The sequence below is a fragment of the Polaribacter sp. Asnod1-A03 genome (genome assembly GCF_045063585.1).
In the GTDB taxonomy this organism is placed as follows: domain Bacteria; phylum Bacteroidota; class Bacteroidia; order Flavobacteriales; family Flavobacteriaceae; genus Polaribacter.
In genome coordinates, this window is the sequence record NZ_JBEFOE010000009.1 from 3,322,184 (window position 1) to 3,347,993 (window position 25,810).

Here is a 25,810-nt window from a genome sequence, read left to right on the forward strand (position 1 = left end):
GTATGATGATAAGTATTATTATACCCGTTTACAATGAGCAAGAGAACCTTTCTAAAAGGTTGTCGTTTTTATCTGAACAAGCTAACAAATTTTCTGTTGAAATAATTATTGCAAACTCGCCAGAAACTACCGATGAAAGTAAAAAAATATGTGAAAAATATAAAAATATTATTTATTTAGACTGTATTAAAAAGGGTAGAGCTACTCAAATGAATGCAGGAGCAGCAATAGCAAAAGGAGATATTTTAATGTTTTTACATGCAGATGTAATTTTACCAGAAGATTTTTATCATCAAGTTACCACGAGTATTAAAGATGGAAATAGAGCAGGTTTTTTTGCTTATAATTTTGATAGAAAAACTTTTTTATTAGACATAAATAGTAAGTTTACTGTTAAAGACGGCTTATTTGCAGGAGGAGGAGACCAATGTCAGTTTTTTACAAAAGAGGTTTTTAATAGTTTTAATGGTTATAATGAAGACTTTTGTATTATGGAAGATTTTGAAATGATGGATAGAATTAGAAAAGAGAAAATTCCTTTTAAAATAATACAATCTAAAGCCACAGTTAGTGCAAGAAAATACGATGATAATTCTTGGTTAAAAGTAAATTTAATTAATGGCTATGTTTTTTTAAAATATCGATTAGGTTATTCTCCTGTAAAGTTGAGAAAAACATATAAAAGTTTACTACGAGAAAATGTATAAAAAAAACCGTTTGTAATTATTACAAACGGTTTTAAAACTATTTTTTTTCTTGAATAGATAAGATTGTTTTTACTGTAGTTTTCTCTCCAGTTTCGTCTCCTTCATCATCATATTCTTCTATTTGTTTCGTTTTCCAAGTTAAAGTAAATTTCTTACCAATATTTGCATCATCATCTAAACTAAACGCTACATTTTCATCTAAATCATAAAATAGATGTTCTACTTTTTTTTCATCAACAAATTTATAAAAATACTGCTCAGAAATTCCTTTATAAGTTGCTGTTAAAGTATTTTCTATTATTGATGTTTTTGTAGTAAAAGATAGAGATGCAGAAATAAATAGCACAAATGCTACATTGTGTAATGTTTTCATTAATTTATAATTTTAAGGTTGTTTTTTTTATTGAATAAATATAGTAGCACTTCTTTTTCTTAAAAGAAGTTGCTTTTTTTTGAGGTAACTAGAACTATATTTTCATAAGCCTTAAGATTAAAAATATCTATATCAAATATAATTTATTTTTTAATTGAATGTTAAAATTGAAGCTAATTTTTTATCTAATTCAGTAATATTTTTTTGTTTGGTAATTTCATCTAAATTAAGCTCATTTTCAAATAGTTGAGTTACATATTTTTTATATAAAAACACGCTGTGCGTGTCAAAAAATAAACGCCCTGTTCTACGCATAAAAAAATCTGTTGGTGTACAAGCCATTTCATAATTAATAGCAAACCAAACTTCTGCTTTTATCATTTTTTCTTGCATATTATCGTGCATTAAATCATCAAACTTTTGCAAAATAATATCTGTTTGTTTTCCGTAATTATGTACTAAATATTCAGCATCTTTTCTATCAAAATCTACTTCTGCTATTCGATTCTGAATGGCATCTGTATAACTTTGTACTTCACTAGTGTCTTTAAATTTACCACCAGAAAGTACTATTTCTTTGGTTTTTATTTCATCAAATTCTACCTCAAATTTTCGTTTGTATTTTTTTACAACCAAATCTACAATACGTTCTGCCATTTTACGGTAACCTGTTAACTTACCACCAGCAATAGAAATCAATTCAGAATCAGAAACAAAAATTTCATCTTTTCTAGACAATTCAGAAGCAGATTTTCCTTCTTCATGAATTAAAGGACGTAAACCTGCCCAAGAAGATTGAATATCGTTTAATGTAAGATTAATTTCTGGAAACATATTATTAACAGCAGAAATTAAATACATAACGTCTACCATATTAACATCAACATTGTTTTTATCTGTTTGATAATTGGTATCTGTTGTACCAAAATAGGTAACTTTTCCTCTTGGAATAGCAAACATCATTCTACCATCAGGAACATCAAAATAAACAGATTGTTTTACAGGTAATTTTTCATGATCAACCACCAAATGCACTCCTTTTGTTAAGTGTAAACGTTTTCCTGTTTTAGAGTGATTTGTTTTTCGCAAATCATCTACCCAAGGTCCTGTTGCGTTTACAACATATTTGGCTTTTATTCCAAAATACTCGTCGGTTAAATTATCTTTTACAATAGCACCCGCAACAATTTCATCTTCATAAATAAACTCAGAAGCTTGTGTATAATTGATGATTTTTGCATCATAATTTAAAGCTGTTTTTAAAACTTCTATGGTTAAACGTGCATCGTCTGTTCTGTATTCTGCGTAATATCCAGCACCGTTTAAAATACTTTCTGGTAACAAAGGTTCTTTTTCTAAAGCCTCGTCTTTATCTAGCATTTTACGTTGATCTTCGCCTTCTACAGAAGCCAAAACGTCATATACTTTTAGTCCGATAGAAGTTAACCAAGAACCATAAGTTCCACCTTCAATTAAAGGTAAAATCATTTTTTCTGGTACCACTAAATGTGGTGCTAATTTATGCACAATTGCACGTTCTGTACCTACTTCTTTTACCAACCAAAAATCGAATTGTTTTAAGTAGCGTAAACCACCGTGAATAAGTTTTGTAGATTTACTAGAAGTTCCAGAAGCAAAGTCGTTTTTTTCTATTAAAGCAACTTTCATTCCGCGAGAAGCTGCGTCTAATGCAATTCCTGCACCTGTAATTCCACCACCAATTATTAATAAATCAAATTCATTTGATTTTAATTCTTTTTTGATGTTTATTCTGTCTATGTATGAGAAGCTATTCATTATAAAAGTTAAAGTTTTAATAAAAAAATAAATAAAAGTATATATTTGCTAGTAAACAATAAAAAAGTTTAAAATAATAGCATGAAACACAAATACCTTAAAGCCCTCTCTTTACCTTTATTTTTAATTAGTTTTTCTTTAATCGGTCAAAATGATAGTGAAAAACAAAAAATTACTAAAGATTACAATTTAGTAAAATTACAAGAACTCAAGGAAGAATACTCTTCAAAATTTTTATTAGAAAAAGATGAAGCAATTCTTTTAGCAAAACAAAAAGGTTGGCAAATTTCATATACAGATTCTAACGGATCTTATTATGAGATAATGAAAGTTTCTAAAGAAGGGAAGCCTTTATATTACAAAACGGATAATGTAGATGCTGCAATATCTACAAGAACCAATTTTTTACATAAAGATGGTGGTTTAGGTTTAGATATAGAAGGCCAAGGAATGACTGCTTATGTTTGGGATGGTGGTTTGGCAAGAACAACACACCAAGAATATGATGGAATAGGAGGAGAAGATAGATTTTCTATTGGAGATGGTACTGAAGTGTTAAACTATCATGGTGCACATGTTATGGGTACTATTATTGCTTCTGGTTTTGATCCGCTGGCAAAAGGTATGGCACCACAAGCAAAAGGTATTGGTAATGATTGGAATAGCGATTTATCTGAAGCAACTGCAGCAGCAGCAGCAGGTATGTTATTATCTAACCATTCTTATGGTTATGGTGCAGATGATGTTGCCGATTGGACTTTTGGTGCTTACGGTTCAGATGCTAGGGAATGGGATGAATTACTATATAATGCACCTTATTATTTAAAAGTTGCTTCTGCAGGAAATGATGGAGACAATAGTACTGCAAATGCAGACCCTTTAGGAGGCAATAATTTATTTGATAAATTAAACGGAGATAAAACTTCTAAAAATACATTAGTTGTTGCTAATGGGGAAGATGCAAGTATAAACGCAGATGGTAGTTTAGCTTCTATTTTAAGAAATCCTAGTAGTTCCGAAGGACCAACAGATGATTTAAGAATAAAACCAGATATTATGGGTAATGGTTTAGAGTTATATTCTTCTATGGAATCTGCAGATGATGAATATGGTGAACTTACAGGTACTTCTATGGCAGCACCTAATGTAACAGGTTCTTTATTATTATTACAACAATATTATAATGAAACTTATGGTAGTTTTATGAAAGCAGCTACCTTAAAAGGATTAGCAATGCATACAGCAGATGATGCAGATATGGTTGGGCCAGATGCTCATTCTGGTTGGGGTTTAATGAATACTAAAGTAGCAGCAGAAACAATTACTAAAAAAGGTTTTGAATCTTGGATTTCTGAAGAAACTTTAACAAACGGAGGTACTTATACTTTAAAAGTTAAATCTGATGGATTTAATCCTTTATTAGCATCTATTTCTTGGACAGACAAACCAGGAGTTGCAAATACAGGTGTTTCTAATGATCCAACAGCAGCTCTGGTAAATGATTTAGATATTAGAATTACACAAGGAGAAAATGAGTATATGCCGTGGAGACTTACAGGTTTAGACACAAATGACAAAGGAGATAATTTAGTAGATCCTTTTGAAAGAGTTGATGTTGCTGATGCATCAGGAGAATATACAATTACAATTACTCACAAAGGAACTCTAGAAGAAGCTCAAAATTTCTCTTTAATTGTAACAGGTATTTCTGGTGAGTTTAACTTTTTAGCAGATACATCAGAACAAAAAGTTTGTTCTGATTCTGATGCTTTATTTAATTTTGAATATAGACAAGCAGTTTCAGGAACAACTCAATTTACTACTTCTGGTACTCATGAAAACATGTCTATTGTTTTTTCTGAAAACTCTTTAAGTGAAGATGGTAGTTTTGATGTTACTATTGATGGTTTAGCAAATGTACCTGCTGGCCCTTATGATATTCAAATAATAGGTGATAACGGTACTGAAACACAAACAAGACAAATTACATTGGTAGTTTATCATCAAGATTTTAGTGATAACCCATCTTCTTTAGAATTTCCAGCAAATGGAGAAAAAAGTATTTCTAGAAAAGTAACTTTAGAATGGGAAGAAAATTTAAATGCAGAAACTTATTTAGTAGAGGTATCAGATTCAGCATCTTTTAGTAATATTATTTTTACTGATAAAGTTATAGATACTAATGCAAGTGTAGATGGGCTAATTACAAATTCTGTATACTATTGGAGAATTAAACCAATTAATAGATGTGGAGAAGGAGATTATTCTACAGCGAATAGCTTTCAAACAGGTATAACAGATTGTTCTAATGTATATACAGCAACAGATTTTTCTGTAGCTAGCATAAATCCTTTTACAGCACCAAATACAGCTTATGTACCAATTAACGTTACAGATAACTTATTTATTAATAAGGTGATTGTTACTTTAGATATTACACACACAAGTGTTCAAGACTTAACAATTTCATTAGAATCTCCTAGTGGAGCAAGTGTTGTTTTACTTTCTGGAGCTTGTGACGATACAGATAACCTTACAAATGTTACTTTTGATGATGATGGAGCTCAATTAGTTTGTAGTACAACAGATCCTGCAATTACAGGAACTATTGCACCAGAAAACAATATGAGTGATCCATTTCTTGGAGAAAATGCGTTTGGAGAGTGGAAATTAATAGTTGTGGATAATGTTGAATCAAATGGAGGGGCAATAAACTCTGCTTCTGTAACAATTTGCTCTACAGTAGAAAATACAAGTGTACCTTCTTTTTCTAGTACAAATCTAGTTTTAGGTGGTAGTTCTAATTATGTAGTTACTGCAAGTAACATGAATGCATCTACAGCTTCTGAAACAGAAGAAGAACAAATTTATACTTTAGTAGAATTAACTAGTAAGGGAGCCCTTGTAAAAGATGCAACTGCTTTAATTTTAGGTGATACTTTTACACAAGCAGACATTACTGCTGGTATAATAGCATTTACAAATTCTGAAACTAATTCTTTTACAGATACATTTAAAGTTGATGTTACAAATAGTGCTAAAGGATGGTTAGCAAACCAAATTGTTTCTATAGAAGAAACTACATTAGAAGTAGATCAATTTTCTTTAAATGAATTTTCTTTATGGCCAAACCCAGTAAGAGGAATTTTAAATGTACAGTTAAACAATGCTAATGGAGATGATGTAATTATCTCGTTATTTGATTTACAAGGAAGAAAAATAATTACTTCTATTGATAAATCTTCTGGTACTGTTTTTAATAAAGAAATAAGTACAAATAACATTTCTTCTGGAGTTTACTTATTAAGTATACAACAAGGAAATAAAAAAGCAACTAAAAAGATTATAGTTGCTGAATAGAAATTTTTAATTGATATTTTAAAAAGCCAGAATGTAAATTCTGGCTTTTTTTATTCTAATATTTTTGTTGGTAAACCATCAATACTTGTTTGATTTTTGTTCTCCCAGTAATTTTTAATGCCTTCTTTACCTTGTTCGCTTGCCCAATTATTTAGCTCGTTTCTTTCTCCTTTATAATCGTAAAACGGAATCGACATTCCACAAGAAGTTTGAGCAGATTCTATAGTTATATCAAATATTTGACGTGTTCCTGGAGTTTCTGGAAACAATTTAATTAAATCTTTCCAAGAAGCATCTCCTTCTTTTATTTCTTTTCCTTTTCCGTACAAACGTAAAATATTGGGTGCACCTTCAAAAGCACAAAACATAATGGTAATTCTATTATTTTCTAATAAATGTGCAGCAGTTTCGTTACCGCTTCCAGTAACGTTTAGCCACAAAACTCGGTTTTCATCAACTATTCTAAAAGAATCCATACCTTTTGGAGATAAGTTAATTCTACCAGATTTTGGAGCAGTTGCAACAAAGAATATTTTTTGAGCTTCAATAAATTTTTGAAGTCTAGAGGTGATTTTAGTATAGAATTTTGACATAATCGTAATTATTTGATGACAATTTACAAAATAACGATTGATAATGTGAAGTAATAATTATTACCTTTAGCAATCTTAAATACTTTTTTATGGAATATGGATTTTTATCAGTAATACCACCTATTGTGGCAATCATTTTAGCATTAAGAACCAAACAAGTTTATATTGCTTTACTATTTGGTATCTGGTTTTCTTGGTTAATTATTGAAGGATGGAATCCGTTATCAGGAACATTGGCAATGATTGAAGGAATGGTAAATGTTTTTCAATCTGCAGGAAATACAAGAACTATAATGTTTAGTGCTTTGGTAGGAGCGTTGCTAATTTTTATACAATATTCTAGAGGAGTAGAAGGTTTTATCAATATTTTAAATAAACAATTGGTAAAATTCGAAAATAAGAAATCGGGTTATAGTAGAATAATGGTGCAAGTTTTGGCAACTTTAACAGGGTTGTTTTTGTTTGTAGAAACTAGTATTAGTTCGTTAACCGTTGGTACTTTATACAGACCCATTTTTGATAAATTAGGAATACCTAGAGAAAAATTAGCTTATATAGCAGATTCTAGTTCTGCGCCATCATCAATTTTAATTCCGTTTAATGCTTGGGGAGCTTTTATAATGGGCTTATTGTTAACACAAGGAATTGATAAACCTTTTTCTGTAATGATGAGTTCTATTGCCTATAACTTTTATCCGTTGTTGGCAATTGCTATTGTGTTTATTGTCATTTTTACAAAGAAGGATTTTGGGCCGATGAAAAAAGCAGAACAAAGAACCAAAGAAACCGGTTTGTTAATGAACGAAGGTTCTAAGCCAATGGTTTCTGATGAGGTAACATCGTATCCGCCAAAAGAAGGAATTAAAGCAAAAGCATATAATATGATTGTGCCTTTGATGGTAATGGTTTGTATGATGCCTATCAATTTAATTTACACAGGTTGGGATGCTGTAAAAGAAGCTACATCATTTTTAAATCATGCTTCGTTAGCAATAGGCGAGGGGTCTGGTTCTTCTTCTGTTTTATATGCCGTAATTACATCGCTTTTAGTGGCAATGATTATGTATTTTATACAAGGAATTATGAAACCCAAAGAAGCTGTTAATTTAACCTTAAAAGGGATTAGTGAGCTAATGCCTTTGGCGTTGTTAATGTTGTTAGCATTTGCTATTGGTGATGCTTGTAAAGAGTTAGAAACAGGAATGTATGTTGCCAATGCAACTAAGGAATGGTTATCGCCAGAATTGTTGCCTGCGGTTGTTTTTATCATTAGTTCTTTTATTGCATTTTCTACCGGAACTTCTTGGGGAACTTTTGCAATTATGTTGGCAATTTCTGTACCGATGGCAAATATTCATGGAGCAGATATTACAATAGTTGTTGCCGCAACTTTAGGAGGAGGAATTTTTGGAGATCATTGTTCGCCAATTTCTGATACTTCTATTATATCGTCAATGGCTTCTGCAAGTGATCATATAGACCATGTAAAAACACAATTGCCTTATGCCTTAATTGGTGGTGTAATTACGGTAATTTTGTATTTAGTTATTGGATTTTTAGGTTAAAAAGATCTTTCTTATAGTTAAAAAGAGTATCACTGCTTCCAATAAGAAGCTTTAAAAGAATAAAAACATTTCATTTGTGTATTATTAATTTTAATATCATAACATGAAACAAAAAATTACTTTTTATTTATTTTACTTTTTATTTATTTCATTTTTGCAATCTCAATCTGTTAATTGGGTAGAACATTTTGGAGGTGCCTCTGAAGATGTCTTAAAATCAGCAACAATTGATGCGAATGGAAATACTTATTCTACAGGATATTTTGCAGAAAATTCTACATTTTCTAATATAGAATTAAATGCTATTGGTTACTTTAATTCTTTTGTTACTAAAACAGATGCTACTGGTAAAATTCTTTGGGCAAAATCTTTAGCTCAACCAAATGATGATGATATAGATGATTACCATTCTGTTATCACAAAAAGTATTGCCGTTGATGCTAGTGGTAATATTATTATAGCTGGTTATTTTGACGCAGGAGAGTTTGATGCAGATCCAGGAGAAGGGGAATATATACTTAGTGCAGCTAATTATGAAATGTTTATTATAAAATTAGATGAAAATGGTAATTTTATATGGGCACAATCTTTTGGTTCATCAACAAATAGTTTTGAAAGTGTTTCTGAAATAGATGTTGATGCTAATGGAAATATTTATTTAACAGGGTATTTTTCAGATTCTATTTCTATTTCTCACGCAGCAGGTACTTCTGTTATTACATCATACGGTGGATCGGATATTTTTGTTATGAAGTATTATGCAGATGGTTCTTTTTTGTGGATGAAACACATGGGAAGTGAAGATGCTGATTTAGGAATGAGTTTGGATGTTTCTGATTCTGGAGATGTATTTGTTACAGGTAGAATTAGTGCTACAGCTACTTTTTATACTCCTATGTTTTTTGGAGATCCAGTAACTATAAATGTTAATGAAGGTTATAATAGTTCTTTTGCCTTAAAGTTGGATTCTTCTGGTGATTTTATAGATGTTGTAGAAGTTGGTGAAGCAGATTCTGAAAATACAGGAACATCTATAGCTTTAGATTTAGATGGTTATGCTTATGTTACAGGTTACTATGGAGGTATTTTAGTAATAAATGAAGGTACGGATAATGAAATGAGTATAGATTCTGATACAAATTATGAAGGTTATGTGGCTAAAGTTGATTTTACAAATGAAAATATATCATGGATTAAAGAAATTGATGGTGGAACAGATTCTGTTTTTGGCTATACAGTAGATACAGACTCTAATAATAACATCTATGTAGGAGGTTTTTTTTCTGAGACATTAACAGTAGGTGATTATAGTTTAACAAGAAATACTTCAAAAGCTTTAGAAAGTTACCTTGTCACACTAGACAATTCAGGCGAATTTTTAGGAGCTTATCAATATGGAGGTCTTAACTCAGTAGATGGTCAAACATTGGTTATTAATATTAATGATGATATTTTACTTGCTGGATCTTTTAGCGGCAATGTAGATATTAGTCCTTTTGAGACTGAAGATTTAGAAATAACTTCAAATGGTTATAGAGATAATTATTTGGTAACTACTAACATGAACCAAGTGTTAAGTAACCCAGACAATAAATTTATAAACGGTTTAAAAGTGTATCCTAATCCTTCAGAAGATGTTATTTTAATTTCTAGCGAACTAAATTTAAAAGGGTCAAGATATTTTATTTTTGATGTTAGTGGAAAGTCCGTTTTATCTGGTAAATTAACAGAAAATAAAGAAGTTAGTATAAATCATCTTGATAAAGGGTTGTATTTTTTACAAATAATTAAAGAAAATAACCAACAACAAACTTTAAAAATTATCAAAAAATAATTTTCAATTAGATATTCCAGCAATAATTTTTAGTTAAAGTAAAATTTCCTCTTTATATTCGATGCGTGTATAGATGGGAGCTTTTTTTCGATTTTTTTCTAATTGCTGGAATGTCTTTTTTAACATTTCTTATACTTATACTAATAAAATCTAAAGTTCAATTTTATAAATTAATTTTAAGTATATTTTTTGTAAATGCTTTTTTATTTCTATTATATTATTACTCTTATTTACATAAAATAACATTTACGGCGGGGATAGCAATTCTTTTTGCACATGGTGTAGGTTATCTTTTAGGACCTTCTTTTTTATACTTGGTAAAATCATTAGTTTTTTCAAAAGAAAGAATTTTAAAACCATTTTTTAAAACGTTAATTCCGTTTTTTATTGTTTTTTTATTGTTTAATATTCCTTTATTTATTTCAATAACTACAGGTTATTTAAGTAGTTATCATAGCTTTTATACCAGTATTGAAATTCCATTTAACATTTTAGAAAATGTTTTTATTGTTTATTATATTATTAAAACTTTGGCTTTTTTAAAGCGTTTGAATAGTTTAATAGAAAAAAATTATGCAAATATCTCAGCACACAATTTACAATGGTATAAACACTTTATAATCGGTTTTTTAATCATTGTGATTTTAGACTTTTGTTTAAGTATTTATGAGGTCTTTTACACTGTAGATTTATGGAATGTTGGTAACATAATAGCTTTTATGTTCTTTTTCTTATATGTTTATTTAGGATACAAAGGTTTGTATCAGTCACAAATTTTTATACCTAGTTTTTTATTAGATGAACTTGATACTGTTAAGGTAAAAGACACTTTAGAGACAGATAAATTACCAAAAGAAAAAACAAAAGTTAGACAATTAGATAGCTTAAAACCTAATGAAATAGAAGATTTAGAACTAAAACTAAAAAAACTTTTAATAGAAGAGAAAGTATACCTTGATGAAGAGTTAAATCTTACCAAACTTTCCAAAAAAATGAATATTTCAAATAAGAAGCTATCAGAATTAATAAATCACCAATTAAAAACAACCTTTTATAATTTAATTAATGATTACAGAATTAATGATGTTAAAAATAGATTTAAAAAAGGAGATACAGAAAAGTATACAATAATTTCTATAGCTTTTGATGCTGGGTTTAAATCTAAAGCTAGTTTTTATCGAATATTTAAACAAAAAGAAGGGGTTTCTCCTTCTGCTTATAGTAGTAAGTATGAAAAGATGTCTTAACTTAATCTGCTAAAACACCTCGTTTTTTAATTTCATCAATCATACGTAAAGCACCTTCTTTAATGGTGTTTTCTTTAAAAAGATATGTTTTTTCGTATAGTGTATTTCCTTCAAAAAAGGTAACCTGAAAACGGTTATTTAATTTGAATAATTCGGGTTGAATTAATTCAATTTTGGCAAACGAATTTGCTGGAAGCTTGTTTAATTTTTTACGAAATAGAGAGGTTATTTTGGTGTTAGAATATCCTTGAGACACAATTACCATCATTTCTAAATCTACACTTTTATTATTGATAATGTAAACGTTCCAATCGTTGGTTTTATAAACATCATTATATTCATAAACAACGGCCATTTCTACATCTGTAACTTCTGGTATTTGTATGTCTTTTTTCATGTTGCAAAAATAGTAAACTAATCAAAAAAAGAATTATTATACGTACTGTTTGTAATCCCTTTTAAATTATAAATTACCAAATGGTTAAAAACTTCTTCTTCGGTATATAGTTCTAGTAAACTTTTGTTTTTAAAGATAAGTTTATCAACTCTATCAAAATAGATTTTAATAACTAGTTCTATATTAATGTCATTATTAATATTACCTGCTTTTTTTGCTTTTTTTAGTAAGTTGTATATAGTGTTTTTAGATAATTCTTTAGAAAAATTATTAAATAATAAGTTTGCTTTTGGGTAGTATTTTTCTAATCCAAAAAGAAAAGAAGGTTTAAAGTATTTTAAATACTCAAACCCTCTTTTATAAATTAGAATGACACATAAAATGGTATCGTTACTATTATTAGTAATTATTTTATCGATTTCTTCTTTATATTCATTTAATAAACTTTCTAAACCAGAGGTTATTAAATCTTCTTTGTTTTTAAAAAAAGAATAAATAGTTCTTTTAGAAATACCAAGTTCATTAGCTAAATCGTCTAAAGTAACATGTTTGCTACCGTATTGGGTAAACTTTGCAATAGAAAATTGTAACAACTCTGCTTTGGTAATCATCTTTTTTTATTTTAATCCGCCACCTAAAGCTTCATATAAATCTACAATAGATATCAATTGTTGTAATTTACTGTTAATAATATTAAGTTCTGCGCTTAAAGCACTTTGTCTTGCTGTTAATAAATCTAAGTAGTTTGCGTAACCGTTTTTAAGTAATTCTTCAGAATTAGTTTCTGCAGCTCTTAAAGCTTCTACTTCATTTTTTCTAAACTGATATTTTTTAATTTCAGATTGGTAAGAAAATAAAGCATTAGAAACTTCGCTACCAGCAACTAAAATTGTCTTTTTAAAATTTAAAAGAGCTTGTTCTTGTTGTGCAATAGCTACTTCTTTTTGAGTTTTTAATTTTCTTTGATTAAAGATAGGCTGTGTTAAACCACCAACTACAGTAGCAAAAAGAGAACTTGTATTAAATAAATTATCTAACTCTAAACTTTGCAAGCCACCAGAAGCTGTTATTGTTAAAGAAGGATAAAAACTACTTTTAGCTACATTTGTTAACTCAAAAGCATTGATTAAACCATATTCGGCAGCTATTACGTCTGGTCTATTACTTAATAGGCTTGCTGGTACACCAAGTTTTATTTCTTGATCAATTTTTTGAAGATATAAACTACTTCTCTCAATTTTTTTAGGCGTTTTACCTAATAAAATACTCAAAGTATTTTCTGCAGTAAAAATAGCAGCTTCTAAATCAACCTGTAAAGCTCTAGCACTATTGTATTGTGCTATGTTTTGGTCTACAGCAACTTGTGTTACTTGGCCTGCATCTTTTAAAGCTTTAATAGTTGTTACACTACTTTCTCTAGAAGCAATTGTTTGCTTGGTTACTTCTAATTGAGCATCTAAAGACAATAAGTTGTAGTAAGTATTTGCAATACTAGAAATTAATTGTGTTTTTACAGCCTGATGCCCAGCAACAGTTTGTAAATAGGTAGCTTGTATTGCTCTTTTATTACTTCTTATTTTACCCCACACATCTGCTTCCCAAGATAAATTTGCAGTAACATCGTACGTATCCAAACCTCCTGTAAAAATAGATCCGAATTGACTGTTTTCTGAAAATTCTTGACGTGTATAATTGGGGCCTGCACTTAAAGTAGGAAAGTAACCTGCTTTACCTTGTTTTACATATGCATCTGCCGCTATTATTTGTTGCAGTGCAATACGGATATCCATATTATTTTGCAATCCTTCTTCTATATACTGCTGTAAATATGTATCCGTAAAAAGTTTTTTCCAAGAAATATCTGCTATAGAAATACTATCTGATGGTAAGTTTTCCGTACGAAACAAATCTTCTGTTTCTGTTAATTCTGGCCTTGTATAATCTTTTGCTACAAAACAACTTTGTAACGTAAAAGAAACCACAATTAAAAGAACTGTTTTACTAAAATTTTTATGTTTTATAATTGATTTCATCTTTTTATTCTTCAATAGTTTGTACTGCTGGTTTACTAGAAATTTTTTCTTGCAACCACTGAAATAATATAAATAGAATAGGAATTACAAAGACTCCTAAAATTGTACCAATAAGTAACCCACCAACGGCACCTGTACCAATAGATTTATTACCTTCAGATCCTACACCTTTTGCTAATACCAATGGCATTAATCCTAAAATAAAGGCAAAAGATGTCATTAAAATTGGTCGTAAACGAGATTTTGCTCCGTCTATAGCAGCTTGTACAATACTTTCTCCCAATCTTCTTTTTTGTAATGCTATTTCCACAATAAGTATTGCATTTTTGGCTAATAAACCAATAAGCATTATTAAAGCAATTTGGAAATAAATATTGTTTTCTAATCCTAAGAATTTAGTACTTATATATGCTCCAAATACACCAAATGGTAATGATAATACTACTGCAAATGGTAATAGATAACTTTCGTATTGTGCACTTAATAAGAAATATACAAATAGAATACTTAGTATAAATATAAAAGTTGTTTGGTTACCTGCACTTACTTCTTCTCTTGTTAAACCAGAATAAGCAATGGTATAATTACTAGGTAATTTTGCAACTTCTTCTCCTATAACTCTAATAGCATCACCAGTACTAAAACCAGGATTTGTTGCACCTGTTATACTTGTAGAATTTAATAGGTTAAAACGTGTTACTGCTTGTGGACCGTAAACTCTTTCTAAAGTAACAAACTCTGTAATTGGTGCCATTTCACCTGCATCCGTTCTTACAAACATGCTGTTTAAAGAATTAATATTTGCTCTATCTTCTGGTAAAGCCTGTATGTATACTCTAAATTGTTTTCCGAATCTAGAAAAATCCGAAGCATAAATTCCACCAATATATCCTTGTAAAGTAGAAAAAATACTAGAAACATCTACACCTTTTTCTTTTGCTAAAGGGACATTTACTTCCATTTCGTATTGTGGATAGTTGGTGCTAAATGCTGATTGTGCATATTGAATTTCTGGGTGACTCATTATTGCTGCAGCAAATTCTTGATTTGCGATATCTAAGTCTTTAAATTCTCCTCCAAATTTATCTAGTAAATTTACCTCAAAACCAGCAGAGTTACCAAAACCACGAATACTTGGTGGTGAGAAGAATATAATTTTGGCATCCGGAACAGTTGCAGCAAGACCAAATAATTTGCCAGTAATTGCAGTTGAAGAAAGAGAAGCATCCTCACGCTCGCTCCAATCTTTTAATTTAATAATTCCCATTCCATAATTGGAACCAGTACCGTTTATTAAACTTCGTCCCTTTATAAAGTTTACACCAACAATACCTTCCATACCTTCAATTTTGGCATATAGTTTTCTTGCTACAGCATCTGTTCTATCTAACGATGCTCCGGCTGGTAATTCTATATTTGCAAAAATAATTCCTCTATCCTCATTCGGTACAAAACCAGTTGGTGTTGTATTTGCTGCCCAATAAATACCTACTCCTGCAATAATTAAAAGTATTACTGATACAAATTTGTTTTTGTACAAAAACTGAAGAGATTTACCATATTTATCTACAGTAGCATTAAAACCACGATTAAATAAAGTATAAAAACGTTTTAAAGGTCCTTTCTTTTTTAACTCTTCATCATCATTATGTGTTTTTAATAACAAAGCACATAAAGCTGGACTTAACGTTAAAGCGTTTACTGCTGATATTAAAATGGCAATAATTAAAGTAACTCCAAATTGTTCATAAAATACACCTGTTGGACCTGTAATAAAAGTAACCGGAATAAATACCGCAGCCATTACTAAAGTAATAGAAATGATGGCTCCAGAAATTTCATTCATAGCAACTAACGTTGCTTTTTTAGGATCTTTTTCTCCTTGATCTATTTTAGCATGTACGGCTTCTACTACCACAATAGCATCATCTACCACAATACCAATTGCCAGTACAAGAGCAAATAGTGTTAACAAGTTAATGGAATACCCAAAAACATTTAAGAAAAAGAAAGTACCAATAATAGAAACTGGTACTGCTATCGCAGGAATTAAAGTTGATCTAAAATCTTGTAGAAAAATAAATACTACTAAGAAAACCAACAAAAAAGCTTCTAATAATGTATGAATTACTTTTTCTATAGAAGCATTTAAAAACAAACTTGTATCATAAGGCACAAAAATGTCTAAACCTTCTGGTAAATCTGCTTTTACATCTTCTAAAGTAGCTTTTATATTTTCTATAATTTCTTGTGCATTAGACCCTTTTGTTTGAAAAATTCCCATAAAAACTCCTGGATTTCCTAAACTCATAGCGTTAGAAGCATAAGATTGTGCATCTAACTCAATAGTTGCTACATCTTTTAAACGTAAAAACTGTCCGTTTCCTAAAGCTTTAATAACAATATCACTGTATTGACTTTCGTTTTTAAAACGACCGCTATAGGTTAATGTGTAAGAAAAAGACTCTCCATTATTTTGACCTAAAGATCCTGCTGCTGCTTCTAAATTTTGTTCACTTAAAGCTGCTGAAATATCCGAAGGAATTAAATTATAAGCAGCTAATTTTTCTGGTTTCAACCAAATTCGCATTGCATAATCTTGCTGAGAAAATACACTTACATCTCCAACACCGTTGATACGTTGCATTGCAGGAATTACGTTAATTTTTAAGTAATTCTGAATAAATGTAGCATCATAATCTTCACTTTCAGAATACATAGAAATAAACATTAATGCACTTGTTTCTTGTTTCTGAGTAATTACACCGGTTTGTGTAACTTCTTGTGGCAATAATGCAGAAGCTCTTGCTACACGATTCTGTACGTTTACAGCAGCAATATCTGCATCCATTTCTTGATCAAAATAAACAGTAATTTCTGCTGTACCAGTGTTAGATGCTGTTGAGGTAATATATGTCATTCCTTCAACTCCGTTAATTTGTTCCTCAATAGGAATAATTACACTTTCTAAAACCGTTTCTGCATTTGCACCTGTATAACTTGCCGTTACTTTAATGGTTGGTGGCGCAATATCTGGATATTCTTCTATGGGTAAACTTGTAATACTAATAACCCCTAAAAGAACTATAATAATAGAGATCACTGTTGAAAGAACAGGTCTTTCAATAAATGTTTTTAACATAATTATAAAATTTCTGGGTGATATTAATTTTTAAATAACGTTGCAATAGGTTTTATTGCTTCTTCAAAAGAAGTTTCTTGAGGAGAAATAGTAACTCCGTTTTTCAACTTACTAACTCCGTTAACAATAACTTTGTCTCCTACTTTAAGTCCAGATTCTACTACATAAAGATTGTCTACAACACCAGCTATTTTTATTAAAGTAGATTTTACTTTATTGTCTTCCGCTAAAGTGTAAATTAAAATATCTTTTTGTTGCTCAAAAGTTGCAGATTGTGGCACAACAATAGCATCTTTATATTCAATTGGGAATTTAATTTTACCGCTATTACCATTTGTTAATATCTCGTTTGGATTATCAAAAGCAGCTCTAATTTGTATTGTTCCTGTACTTTGGTTTATTTGACCAGTACTTGTTTGTATGCGACCTTTTTCTGAATATATTTTTCCGTTTGCTAAAATCAAACTTAAATCTGGCGAATTTTTAATACGTTCTGCTTTTGTTGTTCCTTCTGCTCTTTGTAAAAGATCTATATACTGCGCTTCGTTAAAACTAAAGAAGGCATAAACTTGATCAATTTGGCTAACCGTTGTTAATGCGGTTGCATCACTTGGGCTAACTAAAGTACCTTCTCTAAAATTAATAGCACCTACATAACCGTCTATTGGACTTTTAATTGTTGCATAGCCAATATTAGCAGAAACACTACTGTAATTAGCTTTTGCTTGTGCCAAATTAGCTTTTGCTGTTTCTAATTGTACAGGGCTAATAATGTTTTTTTCTACAAGTGGTATTAGTTTATCAACTTCTACTTGTGCTACATTAATAAGTGCTTTTGCTGCACCAGCATCTTGACTTAAAGATTCTGTTTCTAACTTAAATAATACTTGTCCTTTACGTACTTTTTGTCCTTCGTCTACATATACTTTATCTACATAACCAGATGTTTTAGCTCTAACATCACTATTTACAATTCCTTCTATAGTTGCAGGATATTCTGTAAAACCTATTACTGTTTTTGTTTTTATTTCTGATACTGGTATGGCTGCAGGAGGTGCTTGTACAGCTTGTGTTGTTTCGCTTTTACCGCCACAACTTGCAAAAATTATCGCTACAATACTTAGTGTTGATAAAATATAAAGATTAATTTTTTTCATTTTAAAAGATATTATTTTTGTGGGTTAATTTGGTTTTTAATTGTTTGATAGATGCACTTGCTTCATCTAAAAATTTTATATAATCATTATGAAAAATTAGATTGAATTTTTCATCCTCATTTTCAATTTTTTTAGTGTTTAAAGTTTCTTTGTAGTTTTTAATTTCTACGTGTAATTCTCGTATTTGATTCCATTCTTGAGTCATGTTATCAATATGTTGCACAATCATGTTTTGGTTGATGACAAAATATTTTTTTCGATCTCCTGTTTTGGTGAAATACACAATTTTTTCTAAATCTTGTAGATGATTAAGATGAGTAGATATGGTACTTTTACTAGCACATAAAATACAAACCATTTCATCAAAAGTGCTTCCTTTTTTACCTGTAAGAATTATGTAAGCTAAAATACGCGCCGCAACTGGAGCTAATTGTTCTCTTTTTTCTAAATGGACACCTAGTTTTTCTACCAAGGCCATTTTTTTCTTACAAACAGTTTCTTTCATAATCTAATAAATTTATGCAAAAGTATATTTAGTTCGGAACAAACCGAACCTAATGAGGTTAAAATAGTGTTAAATAAAAAAAAGCATAAAAAATTAATTTTATGCTTTTTTTTAAGAGTTGATTAGGAGTAAGAGCTTATTTTTCTCTTACAAGAACCATATTTTGTTGATTATCTTTATTTAATAAAATAACTCCTTTTGGTGTGTATAAAAAAGACACACTATTAGATATCATTTTATTAAACACTTTAGGAACTTGCATATTCTTACAAAATATTTTAGTTTCCATTATCAAACCAACTTTAAAAGTTATTGTTTTTTCTGTTTCTGTAATAGTAGTTGTAATAGAGTTACAGCCATTGTTTCCGCTTAATCTGTTACCATCAAATTTTAAAAAAGGTTGTCTTGCAACCTCTTTTAATTCTTCTGTGTTAATACCTGTTATAGAAGAAATTAGCCACTTTCCTTGTAGTTCATCAATAGTAAGAGATATTGGTTTTTGAACTACTTCTACAACTTTAACAAAATTACGCTCTATACTAGAAGCATCTGCAGGAACTTTATTTAATGGTAGTTTTTTTTCTGTTATTACCATTTTAGTAAGTTGTCCAGGAACAAAATTAAAACCTTTTATATCAGTATATAAGTTTGTCCATTTTGTAGGATCAACCACTTCATTTTCTTGAATTTGTATGCATTTTTTAGAACTAACTCCTTGGCAGTTTACTTTTTGGTAATTAACCCAAATTGTTTTTTCTGTTTCTTTTATACTTGCACAAGAGGTCATTATAATACTAAATAAAATTAAAAAAGTGTTTTTCATAAAAGTATATTAAGTTTAAAACTAAAAAGGTTATTACAAAAAACAGACCAAATTTTTAATTATTATATAACAGACTTAAATTGCTCTAAAAAACGTTTATCATTTTCATAAAACATTCTAATATCTGGTATTTGATATAATAACATGGCTATACGTTCTATTCCCATACCAAAAGCGTAACCAGAATATTTAGTAGGGTCTATATTGGCATTTTTTAAAACATTAGGATCTACCATTCCGCATCCCATAATTTCTAACCAACCAGTACCTTTAGTTATTCTATAATCGGTTTCTGTTTCTAATCCCCAGTAAATATCTACTTCTGCACTTGGCTCTGTAAATGGGAAATAAGAAGGACGCAAACGAATTTTAGATTTACCAAACATCTCTTTTGTAAAGTATAAAAGTGTTTGTTTTAAATCAGCAAAAGAAACATCAGTATCTATATATAAACCTTCTACTTGATGAAAAATACAATGTGCTCTTGCAGAAATATCTTCGTTTCTAAAAACTCTACCAGGAGAAATTGTTCTAATAGGTGGTGTATTATTTTCCATATAACGTACTTGTACAGAAGATGTATGCGTACGTAATAAAATATCTGGATCTTGTTCTATAAAGAAAGTATCTTGCATATCTCTTGCAGGATGATATTCTGGTAAATTTAAAGCAGTAAAATTGTGCCAATCATCTTCTATCTCTGGACCTTCAGAAACCGTAAAACCAATTCTATTAAAAACTTCTATAATTTGGTTTTTTACCAATGATATTGGATGACGAGAACCTAAATTAATTGGCTCAGAAGGACGTGTTAAATCACCATAAAAACCTTTTTCTTCAACAGCATTTTCTAGAGCATCGTTTAATTCTGCCACTTTTCCTTCTGCAGACTTTTTTAAATTATTTAATGCTTGTCCAAAATCTTTACGCATTTCTGCATCAACATTTTTAAACTCTGCAAATAAATCTTTTAATAAACCTTTGCTTCCTAAATACTTAATTCTAAAAGTTTCTACTTCTTCTTTGGTTGTAGCATTAAATGCTTTTACATCACCAATCAATTCTTTTACTTTATCTAACATTTTATAGGATAATTACGTGACAAATTTAACAAACTAAATTGAATTACTAGACTTATTTATTATGCTTTTTGTGGAAAGAAAGACAAGAGATTACCAGCCGTTAAACTTGTAAATCCACGGAGCATGATTAAAATAATCCCACTTTGTATTTGTTAAATCTACATTAGGATCTATAAATTCTTGATAACGTCTATTATTTAGTTTTTTCTTACTAATAGCGTAAACTTTAATTTCATTCCCTTTTTTGGCTTCTTCTTTTTTAAGGTATTGTGCATACTGCCAAATTATATCTGGATGTGTATTTATTAAACCTTTTTGTTTTCTGCTTAAATTACGCGGCTTAATAGTATAAGTAGAATCTTTTTTAACATCATAAATTTTAAAACGAGTAATGCCAGATGTAGATCTAAGCATCATTCTCCAACTCATTTTATGGCCTTCTTCTGTCCAAAAAACATTTCCATCAATTAAGTGTTGTCTTAAAGGTAAAAATAATTGCAATATAATATATGATGATAATAAGAAAAGTATGGTTTTTTTGTTAGAAGGATTACTGTAAGCTGTTTCTACATAAAGCTCTTTTTTAGGTAAAAATAATTTACGAATTTTATCTACCGGAAAAAAGAAAATAGCAAAAGATAGACTAAGATAAGGGAAGACCCCAACTTGAAAAACATAAGAATTAAAACTATGAAAAGCGATTGATATTATAAAAGCAAAAACTCTAGTTCTTTTATAAATTAATAGCGGTATAATTAATAAATCGAATAAAAAACCACCATAAGCAACACCCATATAAAACCACTCTTCTTTAAAAAACTGACCTACCAAAGGTGTTTTAATTTCTCTACCTAATTTAAGTTTTGTGTAAGTTCCGTCTAACCAATCTGGATAAGTCTTGGCCATTGCTCCAAAAAAATAGACACAAGTAATTTGAAACATCAAAATAAATTTACACCAATAAGGCATTGCAATTTCTTTTAATACCCTTCCCTTTTTAACATCTAAAGAATGCGATCTATGAGCAGGTAAAAAACACATAATTAAACATAATAATATCATTAGATAATAATGGTTATTATAAGAGGCTTTATGTATTAAATAACAATAAGTCCAAAGAACTGTGTAAGAAATTATAGAGAATCTATAAAAGTTACCAAGCATAACGCACAAACCTAATGCGCCCATTATAGTATAAATATAATACATGCCTAAACCGTCTAAAGGCTGTAACCAACTAAAAGCAATAAAGCTAAAATGTATTTTAGGTTCTATAAATGTTAGCTTAATCCAACCTGTAAAAATAGAACCCCAAGCTTCTAGCATTAAAACAAATCCGAAAATAATTCTAAAAACAATTAAAGTAGTATTGTCAATCTTTTTAAATAAAAACTGCATTGTTTTTCTTAACGTTTTTTAATGTTGATTATAGGCTGCAAGATAAACACATAAAAACATTTAGTAATAAAGTATTTAACGAAATCGATTGAGTAAATAGAAGTATAATAAAATATTATGATTATTTTAATTTTGTCATATTTAAAAATACTTATATTTGTTGGGTTAAATTTTTATTAATATCATAAAAAAACATGGATAAAAATATCAAATCAAAAATTGATGGATTCATGGAGTTGGTTACTAAACGAAATAACCATGAGCCAGAATTTTTACAAGCCGTACAAGAGGTTGCAGAAACTGTAATTCCTTATATCATTAATAATGATATTTATCACGGTAAAAACATCTTGTTAAGAATGGTAGAACCAGAAAGATTAATTTCTTTTAGAGTTTCTTGGGTAGATGATAGTGGAGAGGTACAAGTAAATAGAGGTTATAGAATTCAAATGAACTCTGCTATTGGGCCGTATAAAGGAGGTTTACGTTTTCATCCAACGGTAAATGCAAGTATTTTAAAGTTTTTAGCTTTTGAGCAAGTGTTTAAAAACTCTTTAACAACTTTGCCAATGGGTGGAGGTAAAGGAGGTTCTGATTTTGATCCTAAAGGAAAATCAGATAATGAAATTATGCGTTTCTGTCATGCTTTTATGAGCGAACTTTTTAGACATATTGGGCCTAATACAGATGTACCTGCCGGAGATATTGGTGTTGGTGCAAGAGAAATTGGTTTTATGTTTGGGATGTATAAAAAACTAAATAACGAATTTACTGGTGTTTTAACTGGTAAAGGCCAATCTTGGGGAGGTTCTTTAATTAGACCAGAAGCAACAGGATACGGAAATGTTTATTTTGCACAAAATATGTTGCAACGTAAAGACGATTCTTTTGAAGGAAAAACAGTTGTTATTTCTGGTTCTGGTAATGTTGCACAATTTGCAGCAGAAAAAGCAATAGAATTAGGTGCAAAAGTGGTTACTTTATCGGATTCTGCTGGATATATTTATGATGAAGAAGGGATTGATTCTGATAAATTAAAACACGTTATGTTTATTAAAAACGAAAAACGTGGTAGAATTAGCGAATATTTAGAAAAATACCCAAATGCTAAATATGTTGCAGGGCAAAGACCTTGGTCTGTTGCTTGTGATATTGCTTTGCCATGTGCAACTCAAAATGAGTTAAATGGAGAAGAAGCTAAAGAGCTAATTAAAAATGGATGTTTATGTGTGTCTGAAGGTGCAAATATGCCTTCTACACCAGAAGCGATACATGAATTCCAAAAAGCACAAATTTTATTTGCACCAGGTAAAGCATCTAATGCTGGTGGTGTTGCAACTTCTGGTTTAGAAATGAGTCAGAATTCATTACGTTTAAGTTGGTCTCGTAAAGAAGTAGATGAAAAATTAAAAGATATTATGGAAGATATTCATGATTCTTGTGTAGAGTACGGAATGAATGAAGATGGTTCTATAGATTATATTAGAGGAGCAAACATTGCAGGTTTTGTTAAAGTTGCAGATGCTATGTTAGCGCAAGGTGTTGTTTAGTAACACTCTTTTGAGTTAGTATATAAACGAAACGCGTTAATTCTTTGACGCGTTTTTTTGTTTTTTTGTATATATAAAAACAAAACTATGAATTTTATTATTTGCTTACTTTTAGGTTTTTCAATTGCAATTGTGGGAAGTATTACACCCAGTTTTTTAAATTTAACCGTTGTAAAGTTTAGTTTAAGAAATGGAAAAAAAGCCGCTTTTTATTTAATTGGTGGGTATGCAACTGTATTGTTTTTTCAAGCAAATTTAGGTGCTTATTTGGCGAATATCTTAATGGAAAATTCTGAGTATATTAGGTTAATTCAAAAAATAGGAACTGGTATTTTACTTCTTTTATCCATTAATTTTTTCAGAATTTATTCTTCATCAAAAGTTGAAAAGAAAGACAAAGATATTCCTAAATCTAAAGCTTATTTCTACGGAATTTTAATGTCTTTATTAAACATGATGGCAATTCCTTTTTATTTTACTTCTATATCTTTCTTAATAGGGTTTGAGTATTTTGAATACAACTTATTAAATGGATTTTATTTTTCAATTGGTTCTACAGTTGGTTCTTTTACCCTTTATACTTTGTATGCTATTGTAGCAAAAAACATTGAACATAAATTAACTTTTATTGCCACTAAAATGGATTTTATTTTAGGGTGTTTAACTGGTTTTGTAGCTGTTTTAAGTATAGTAAAAATGTTTATTTAATTTTATAAAAGTAATTTTTGTAATATTATACGACAGATTTATTACTAAAATAACAGTATGATTTCTCTTTTTTTATTTGGCTTTGTATTTTCATTCTTTGGTTTTACCTTACCAAGTGTGTTAAATATGACTGCTTTAAAAATTAGTTTAGATAGTAATAAAAAAGAGTTTATTAAGTTTACAACAGGGGTTTCTATCATTGTTTTTGTACAAGTTTATATTGCTATTTACATTATACAATACCTTTCTGGTAAGCCAATTCTTATAGAAATATTAGAAAAAATAGGTGTAATTGTATTACTTTTTTTATCAGTATATTTTTACAAACAGCACAAAACAGAAAGAAAACAGAAAGAAATTGTTAGAAAAAAATCCTTCTTATTGGGGATAATTTTATCGACTTTAAACATGTTTGCAATTCCGTTTTTTTGCGGAACAACAGCGTTTTTAATTTCGTTTAATTTTTTTAGTTTCGATACAATTTCTGTTTTAACCTTTGTAATAGGTACAGTTATTGGTACATATTTTATCCTATATTTATATGGGAAATTTGCAAACCTTATTCAACAAAAAACAGGCAATTTAACAAATAACATTAACCTAATTTTAAGTTTTATTACCCTAGGTTTTGCATTATTTACAATTGTTAAATTTGTTATTTAAATATTTAAAGAATGAAAAAGATAAAGAATATTGTAATTGTAGGAAAACATCAAAAACCGATTGTTACAGATGTTTTTTACAACGAAACACATCAACCAAAAAAAGTAATCATTTTTTGTCATGGTTATAAAGGATTTAAAGATTGGGGAGCTTGGAATTTGTTGGCAGAAACTTTTGCAGAAGCAGGGTTTTTCTTTATCAAATTTAACTTTTCCCATAATGGAGGAACTATTGAGCAACCGATTGATTTTCCAGATTTAGAAGCTTTTGGTAATAATAATTATACAAAAGAGTTGGATGATTTAGAGTCTGTTTTAGATTGGATTTCTTCTGACGTAAACTTTAAAAAAGAAGCAGATTTAGATGCAATTTCTTTGATTGGACACAGTAGAGCTGGCGGAATTGTATTGCTTAAATCAGCAGAAGATACTCGTGTTAAAAAAGTAGTTACATTGGCAGCTGTTTCTAATTTTGGTAACAGATCTTCTACTATTGGCGATTTAGAACAATGGAAAAAAGATGGCGTAAAATATGTTGTAAATGGTAGAACCAATCAAAAAATGCCGCACTATTATCAGTTTTATTTAGACTATATTAATAATGAAGAAAGACTAAATATTAAAAAAGCGACAGAAAGTTTACAAATACCTCAATTAATAATTCATGGAGATAAAGATGATGCAGTTTTTTTAAACGAAGGAGAAAATTTACATAAATGGAATCCTAAAAGTGAGTTTAAAATTATAGAAAATGCAAACCATGTTTTTAATGTTTCTCATCCTTGGAATCATAATGAATTATCTAAAGAATTAAAAGAAGTAACCAATTTTTGTATTGATTTTTTAAAGAAATAAATGCTTTTCTTTTTTGTATTTT

Annotated in this window: 21 protein-coding genes; 9 read left to right on the forward strand and 12 right to left on the reverse strand. The window is 29.5% G+C overall.

Annotated features, from left to right (window positions below):
* Positions 1–2: 2 nt before the first annotated feature.
* A complete protein-coding gene (locus ACJJVY_RS14870) occupies positions 3–707 on the forward strand; it encodes a TIGR04283 family arsenosugar biosynthesis glycosyltransferase (RefSeq protein WP_405610510.1) in 705 nt (234 codons plus the stop codon).
* A 37-nt stretch (positions 708–744) separates the two neighbouring features.
* Here ACJJVY_RS14870 and ACJJVY_RS14875 read toward each other — a convergent pair whose 3' ends face one another.
* Entirely contained in the window at positions 745–1,080 is a 336-nt protein-coding gene (locus ACJJVY_RS14875) for a hypothetical protein (protein ID WP_405610513.1), read from the reverse strand.
* Between the two features lie 150 nt (positions 1,081–1,230).
* Positions 1,231–2,877 carry a glycerol-3-phosphate dehydrogenase/oxidase gene (locus ACJJVY_RS14880; protein ID WP_405610516.1) on the reverse strand — a complete coding sequence of 549 codons (1,647 nt, stop codon included), beginning with the start codon at positions 2,875–2,877 and terminating at the stop codon, positions 1,231–1,233.
* Between the two features lie 81 nt (positions 2,878–2,958).
* On the opposite strand from ACJJVY_RS14880, the gene ACJJVY_RS14885 reads away from it, so the two are divergent.
* Positions 2,959–6,237, forward strand: a complete 3,279-nt coding sequence (locus ACJJVY_RS14885) for a S8 family serine peptidase (RefSeq protein WP_405610519.1) — start codon at positions 2,959–2,961, stop codon at positions 6,235–6,237.
* A 50-nt stretch (positions 6,238–6,287) separates the two neighbouring features.
* Here ACJJVY_RS14885 and ACJJVY_RS14890 read toward each other — a convergent pair whose 3' ends face one another.
* Positions 6,288–6,830 (reverse strand): pyridoxamine 5'-phosphate oxidase family protein, encoded by a 543-nt coding sequence (locus ACJJVY_RS14890; RefSeq protein ID WP_405610522.1) that lies wholly within the window; start codon positions 6,828–6,830, stop codon positions 6,288–6,290.
* 89 nt (positions 6,831–6,919) lie between these two features.
* Between ACJJVY_RS14890 and ACJJVY_RS14895 the strand changes: the two genes are divergently transcribed.
* The 3 genes from ACJJVY_RS14895 to ACJJVY_RS14905 all read left to right on the forward strand — a co-directional run bounded on the left by ACJJVY_RS14895 (position 6,920) and on the right by ACJJVY_RS14905 (position 11,476).
* On the forward strand, positions 6,920–8,395 hold the full coding sequence (locus ACJJVY_RS14895) for a Na+/H+ antiporter NhaC family protein (RefSeq protein ID WP_405610525.1): 1,476 nt from the start codon (positions 6,920–6,922) through the stop codon (positions 8,393–8,395).
* A 103-nt stretch (positions 8,396–8,498) separates the two neighbouring features.
* Positions 8,499–10,229 carry a T9SS type A sorting domain-containing protein gene (locus tag ACJJVY_RS14900; protein WP_405610528.1) on the forward strand — a complete coding sequence of 577 codons (1,731 nt, stop codon included), beginning with the start codon at positions 8,499–8,501 and terminating at the stop codon, positions 10,227–10,229.
* A 110-nt stretch (positions 10,230–10,339) separates the two neighbouring features.
* Positions 10,340–11,476 carry a helix-turn-helix domain-containing protein gene (locus ACJJVY_RS14905; RefSeq protein WP_405610531.1) on the forward strand — a complete coding sequence of 379 codons (1,137 nt, stop codon included), beginning with the start codon at positions 10,340–10,342 and terminating at the stop codon, positions 11,474–11,476.
* Between the two features lies 1 nt (position 11,477).
* Here ACJJVY_RS14905 and ACJJVY_RS14910 read toward each other — a convergent pair whose 3' ends face one another.
* From ACJJVY_RS14910 to ACJJVY_RS14950, 9 genes are all read right to left on the reverse strand, one after another.
* Positions 11,478–11,873 (reverse strand): hypothetical protein, encoded by a 396-nt coding sequence (locus ACJJVY_RS14910; RefSeq protein ID WP_405610534.1) that lies wholly within the window; start codon positions 11,871–11,873, stop codon positions 11,478–11,480.
* 17 nt (positions 11,874–11,890) lie between these two features.
* On the reverse strand, positions 11,891–12,484 hold the full coding sequence (locus ACJJVY_RS14915; protein ID WP_405610537.1) for a TetR/AcrR family transcriptional regulator: 594 nt from the start codon (positions 12,482–12,484) through the stop codon (positions 11,891–11,893).
* A gap of 6 nt (positions 12,485–12,490) precedes the next feature.
* Positions 12,491–13,906: an efflux transporter outer membrane subunit gene (locus tag ACJJVY_RS14920; protein ID WP_405610540.1), complete on the reverse strand. Its 1,416-nt coding sequence runs from the start codon at positions 13,904–13,906 to the stop codon at positions 12,491–12,493.
* 4 nt (positions 13,907–13,910) lie between these two features.
* Positions 13,911–17,048: an efflux RND transporter permease subunit gene (locus ACJJVY_RS14925; protein ID WP_405610543.1), complete on the reverse strand. Its 3,138-nt coding sequence runs from the start codon at positions 17,046–17,048 to the stop codon at positions 13,911–13,913.
* Positions 17,049–17,071: 23 nt separating this feature from the next.
* Positions 17,072–18,205 (reverse strand): efflux RND transporter periplasmic adaptor subunit, encoded by a 1,134-nt coding sequence (locus tag ACJJVY_RS14930; protein ID WP_405610546.1) that lies wholly within the window; start codon positions 18,203–18,205, stop codon positions 17,072–17,074.
* 1 nt (position 18,206) lies between these two features.
* The gene (locus tag ACJJVY_RS14935) at positions 18,207–18,710 is read right to left on the reverse strand and encodes a GbsR/MarR family transcriptional regulator (protein ID WP_405610549.1); all 504 of its coding nucleotides are present in this window, start codon (positions 18,708–18,710) and stop codon (positions 18,207–18,209) included.
* A 136-nt stretch (positions 18,711–18,846) separates the two neighbouring features.
* Complete coding sequence (locus ACJJVY_RS14940) at positions 18,847–19,533, reverse strand: DUF4377 domain-containing protein (RefSeq protein WP_405610552.1); 687 nt, start codon at positions 19,531–19,533, stop codon at positions 18,847–18,849.
* Positions 19,534–19,595: 62 nt separating this feature from the next.
* Positions 19,596–20,615: a phenylalanine--tRNA ligase subunit alpha gene (gene pheS, locus ACJJVY_RS14945; protein ID WP_405610555.1), complete on the reverse strand. Its 1,020-nt coding sequence runs from the start codon at positions 20,613–20,615 to the stop codon at positions 19,596–19,598.
* A 90-nt stretch (positions 20,616–20,705) separates the two neighbouring features.
* Positions 20,706–22,013, reverse strand: coding sequence for an HTTM domain-containing protein (locus ACJJVY_RS14950; RefSeq protein WP_405610558.1), 1,308 nt, complete (start codon positions 22,011–22,013; stop codon positions 20,706–20,708).
* A 194-nt stretch (positions 22,014–22,207) separates the two neighbouring features.
* Between ACJJVY_RS14950 and gdhA the strand changes: the two genes are divergently transcribed.
* The 4 genes from gdhA to ACJJVY_RS14970 all read left to right on the forward strand — a co-directional run bounded on the left by gdhA (position 22,208) and on the right by ACJJVY_RS14970 (position 25,788).
* Entirely contained in the window at positions 22,208–23,563 is a 1,356-nt protein-coding gene (gdhA, locus tag ACJJVY_RS14955; protein WP_405610561.1) for an NADP-specific glutamate dehydrogenase, read from the forward strand.
* Positions 23,564–23,650: 87 nt separating this feature from the next.
* On the forward strand, positions 23,651–24,271 hold the full coding sequence (locus tag ACJJVY_RS14960) for a LysE family translocator (RefSeq protein ID WP_405610564.1): 621 nt from the start codon (positions 23,651–23,653) through the stop codon (positions 24,269–24,271).
* A 57-nt stretch (positions 24,272–24,328) separates the two neighbouring features.
* Entirely contained in the window at positions 24,329–24,934 is a 606-nt protein-coding gene (locus ACJJVY_RS14965) for a glutamate dehydrogenase (RefSeq protein WP_405610567.1), read from the forward strand.
* 11 nt (positions 24,935–24,945) lie between these two features.
* Complete coding sequence (locus ACJJVY_RS14970) at positions 24,946–25,788, forward strand: alpha/beta hydrolase family protein (RefSeq protein ID WP_405610570.1); 843 nt, start codon at positions 24,946–24,948, stop codon at positions 25,786–25,788.
* Positions 25,789–25,810 lie beyond the last annotated feature (22 nt).

What these genes read in the sequence shown, in the direction of transcription:
- ACJJVY_RS14870 (WP_405610510.1), top strand. Translation starts at nt 3, where the DNA reads ATGATGATAAGTATTATTATACCCGTTTACAATGAGCAAGAGAACCTT.
- ACJJVY_RS14875 (WP_405610513.1), bottom strand. Translation starts at nt 1,080, where the DNA reads ATGAAAACATTACACAATGTAGCATTTGTGCTATTTATTTCTGCATCT.
- ACJJVY_RS14880 (WP_405610516.1), bottom strand. Translation starts at nt 2,877, where the DNA reads ATGAATAGCTTCTCATACATAGACAGAATAAACATCAAAAAAGAATTA.
- ACJJVY_RS14885 (WP_405610519.1), top strand. Translation starts at nt 2,959, where the DNA reads ATGAAACACAAATACCTTAAAGCCCTCTCTTTACCTTTATTTTTAATT.
- ACJJVY_RS14890 (WP_405610522.1), bottom strand. Translation starts at nt 6,830, where the DNA reads ATGTCAAAATTCTATACTAAAATCACCTCTAGACTTCAAAAATTTATT.
- ACJJVY_RS14895 (WP_405610525.1), top strand. Translation starts at nt 6,920, where the DNA reads ATGGAATATGGATTTTTATCAGTAATACCACCTATTGTGGCAATCATT.
- ACJJVY_RS14900 (WP_405610528.1), top strand. Translation starts at nt 8,499, where the DNA reads ATGAAACAAAAAATTACTTTTTATTTATTTTACTTTTTATTTATTTCA.
- ACJJVY_RS14905 (WP_405610531.1), top strand. Translation starts at nt 10,340, where the DNA reads ATGTCTTTTTTAACATTTCTTATACTTATACTAATAAAATCTAAAGTT.
- ACJJVY_RS14910 (WP_405610534.1), bottom strand. Translation starts at nt 11,873, where the DNA reads ATGAAAAAAGACATACAAATACCAGAAGTTACAGATGTAGAAATGGCC.
- ACJJVY_RS14915 (WP_405610537.1), bottom strand. Translation starts at nt 12,484, where the DNA reads ATGATTACCAAAGCAGAGTTGTTACAATTTTCTATTGCAAAGTTTACC.
- ACJJVY_RS14920 (WP_405610540.1), bottom strand. Translation starts at nt 13,906, where the DNA reads ATGAAATCAATTATAAAACATAAAAATTTTAGTAAAACAGTTCTTTTA.
- ACJJVY_RS14925 (WP_405610543.1), bottom strand. Translation starts at nt 17,048, where the DNA reads ATGTTAAAAACATTTATTGAAAGACCTGTTCTTTCAACAGTGATCTCT.
- ACJJVY_RS14930 (WP_405610546.1), bottom strand. Translation starts at nt 18,205, where the DNA reads ATGAAAAAAATTAATCTTTATATTTTATCAACACTAAGTATTGTAGCG.
- ACJJVY_RS14935 (WP_405610549.1), bottom strand. Translation starts at nt 18,710, where the DNA reads ATGAAAGAAACTGTTTGTAAGAAAAAAATGGCCTTGGTAGAAAAACTA.
- ACJJVY_RS14940 (WP_405610552.1), bottom strand. Translation starts at nt 19,533, where the DNA reads ATGAAAAACACTTTTTTAATTTTATTTAGTATTATAATGACCTCTTGT.
- pheS (WP_405610555.1), bottom strand. Translation starts at nt 20,615, where the DNA reads ATGTTAGATAAAGTAAAAGAATTGATTGGTGATGTAAAAGCATTTAAT.
- ACJJVY_RS14950 (WP_405610558.1), bottom strand. Translation starts at nt 22,013, where the DNA reads ATGCAGTTTTTATTTAAAAAGATTGACAATACTACTTTAATTGTTTTT.
- gdhA (WP_405610561.1), top strand. Translation starts at nt 22,208, where the DNA reads ATGGATAAAAATATCAAATCAAAAATTGATGGATTCATGGAGTTGGTT.
- ACJJVY_RS14960 (WP_405610564.1), top strand. Translation starts at nt 23,651, where the DNA reads ATGAATTTTATTATTTGCTTACTTTTAGGTTTTTCAATTGCAATTGTG.
- ACJJVY_RS14965 (WP_405610567.1), top strand. Translation starts at nt 24,329, where the DNA reads ATGATTTCTCTTTTTTTATTTGGCTTTGTATTTTCATTCTTTGGTTTT.
- ACJJVY_RS14970 (WP_405610570.1), top strand. Translation starts at nt 24,946, where the DNA reads ATGAAAAAGATAAAGAATATTGTAATTGTAGGAAAACATCAAAAACCG.